General features: G+C 59.9%; 3 protein-coding genes. All 3 read right to left on the reverse strand.

The genetic code is table 11. From position 1 onward, the window contains the following. Nucleotides 1-99 precede the first annotated feature (99 nt). Nucleotides 100-1386, reverse strand: coding sequence for an ADP-ribosylglycohydrolase family protein (locus tag H5U08_RS15755; RefSeq protein ID WP_297035179.1), 1287 nt, complete (start codon nt 1384-1386; stop codon nt 100-102). 156 nt (nt 1387-1542) lie between these two features. Then, the gene (gene rpmB / locus H5U08_RS15760) at nt 1543-1926 is read right to left on the reverse strand and encodes a 50S ribosomal protein L28 (protein ID WP_366494719.1); all 384 of its coding nucleotides are present in this window, start codon (nt 1924-1926) and stop codon (nt 1543-1545) included. A 289-nt stretch (nt 1927-2215) separates the two neighbouring features. Continuing rightward, nucleotides 2216-2448: hypothetical protein (locus tag H5U08_RS15765; RefSeq protein ID WP_297035182.1), on the reverse strand; the 233-nt coding region annotated here is incomplete at its 5' end.

Here is a 2448-nt window from a genome sequence, read left to right on the forward strand (position 1 = left end):
CGAGCATCTCCCTTTTTCTAAAAATCGGAAACCGTCGCTTCCTTCCGTCATTTTTTCGGCGGTTTCCCGGCGACTATTTCCTCATGACCGCCCACACGATCACCGCTCGCCGGGCGGAAATGGAATTTTCTGCCGCTCCTCCTCCGTGAATCGGCTCTCCGCGATCGGCCCCGGATTCCAGCACTGCTCGAGGGCCCCAGGCCGCGGCTCTTCCACCGGGATCACCCACACTTCGCCCCCCCGCTCATCCTTCTCCACTCGCCCTCCTGCCCGCAGGACCGCCTCTCGCGCCAGCTTCACGCAAACGTCGCTCAGCCGGTCGAAATTGTACGCCGTATGGCTGAACACACTCTGCCGGTCCAGCTCCGCCGTGAATCGCTCCGGCAGGCGTTTCAGTCCCACCGTCGTGAACAGAACTCCACCGGCGTTGGAAGGATTGCAGTCCGAATCCTGCCCGCATCGCGTGGCGATGACGATCGTCCGATCAAGATCCCCCTTCCCATACAGCAGACCCATGACAATGTACGCCCCATTGATCTTTGCGTCAATATTGGCCAGCCCCTTCATGCACGAGGCCCGCCGATATTCCGGATTGCGATTGTACTTCTCCTCAATCTTCTGCCAGGTCGCCTCCCAGTTGTCGGGGTTCTCCTTCCACCAGGCGATCACGTCGCGAATGCACTCCGCATACTGGCTCTCCGCGGGAATGCACCGCAACCCCGCCTCCACAATCTTCAAAGGATCACACTCGAAAAACGCCTCGGCATACATCCCACCCACAAACTGCCCCCCATACACACCATCCCCGTAGTTCATCAGCCGTCCAAATTTGTTCCCCAAAGCAATCACCGTGTTGGGCATTCCCGGCGCAATGATCCCCGAAAAATCCGCCTCGATCTGATAGTCGATATCGTCCGCATGCTTGTTGAAATGGGGATGTCCCGAATCAGGCGGCGCAATCCCCGAGCGCAAATTGTCCCGTCCCGCCCGATTGGCATGCCACAACGGATACCGGCTGTTCGCAAAGTCGATCCCCGCCTGACGTATCGACACATCCCAGCCATATTCCTCCAAACTGCGGAGGAACGTCATCTCCACGTACAGATCGTCCTGGTGAAACTGGTTGACCATCTCCGGCTTCCAGGCCGGCATCTCGTTCTCCGGAATGATCCGCCCCACATATCGAAATTCCGTGGGGCCGCCCCAGCCCACCCCCACCATCTGCCCGATCCATGCCGCCTCCATCTTGTCCCGATACTCCGCCAGAGAAATCCGCCGCACCGCCGGCTCGGCACTCATCCCGTCCGACCCCGTCCCGATGGCCGTCATCCCCACCGCCAGCACCATCCCCAAAAACGCTGTTTGTCCACTCGTCCGCCTTGCCATGATGCACCTCCACCCACTGGGAACAACACCCGGCCCCAAGACGCTCCCCATTATAAGCCGACCGAATCCCACCAGCCACCATCGCTTGCCGAACGCGCACAAAAAAGGGCCGGACGCGCCGGCCCAGCTCGCTTGGTCCTCTGGTTCTCAACAGACTCAGGCCTTGCTCGCCTTCTTTTTCTTACCCTTTTGGGCAGCCTTCTCTTTCGCCGTCGCCAAAAGTGCCATCGCGTCGGCCGGAAGCTGGAACGGCTTGTTCTTGATCCGCTTGGTGACCCGGCCGCTCTTCAAACACTGCGTGCACACGCGAACCCGCCGCGCCGCTCCATTCTCATCCGTAATGCGAATCCGCTGCAAATTCGGCTTGAACTGCCGCGGCGAAATCCCCGTCACCTTGGTCCCCACCCCGCCCAAATACTTGGCCTTACCACGGGTGGTCACCTGTTTCCCAATCGCCGCCGTCTTGCCGCAAATTTCGCACTTTTGACCCATGGCCTTGACTCGCTCGATAAAAGACCCGACCACGCGCTTCCCGCGCACAACGTGTCCTCACTGTCGAAAACACCTATTCTATCAGTTTCGCCCCCGCCCACAAGCCCCAACAAATCCCGAGGGGTTAGCGACCTCTCTCCTGCTCACGCTTCCAGAGGCCCCCTCGGAGGGACCCGCTTGTCGGGTCCGTTTTTCGGAGGGACGTGCTTGTCACGTCCGTTTCCCGGAGGGACCTGCTTGTCACGTCCGTTTTCCGGAGGGACCCGCTTGTCGGGTCCGCCCCCATCCCTCGATTATCCATCCCTCTCACCCGGGCACGACAAGCGTGCCCCTCCGACTATCCATCCCCCCACCCACCACCAATCGCCCCGCATAAAACAACCCTCAACCCTCTCACCCCAACCCGACCATTGCCGCGAACCCAGCCGCATGGTACGCTAAAATATTTCTGTTGCGGGAAAAACCCCGGCTCCCACGGCCGAGCGTCCTGACGATCCTCCTCCGGCGCACTTTCCGCCCAAATCGCGAGAACAAAATCACAATCTTGATGGATATAATTGGCTATCCCAA

The organism is Thermogutta sp., from assembly GCF_014359955.1.
GTDB lineage: Bacteria > Planctomycetota > Planctomycetia > Pirellulales > Thermoguttaceae > Thermogutta.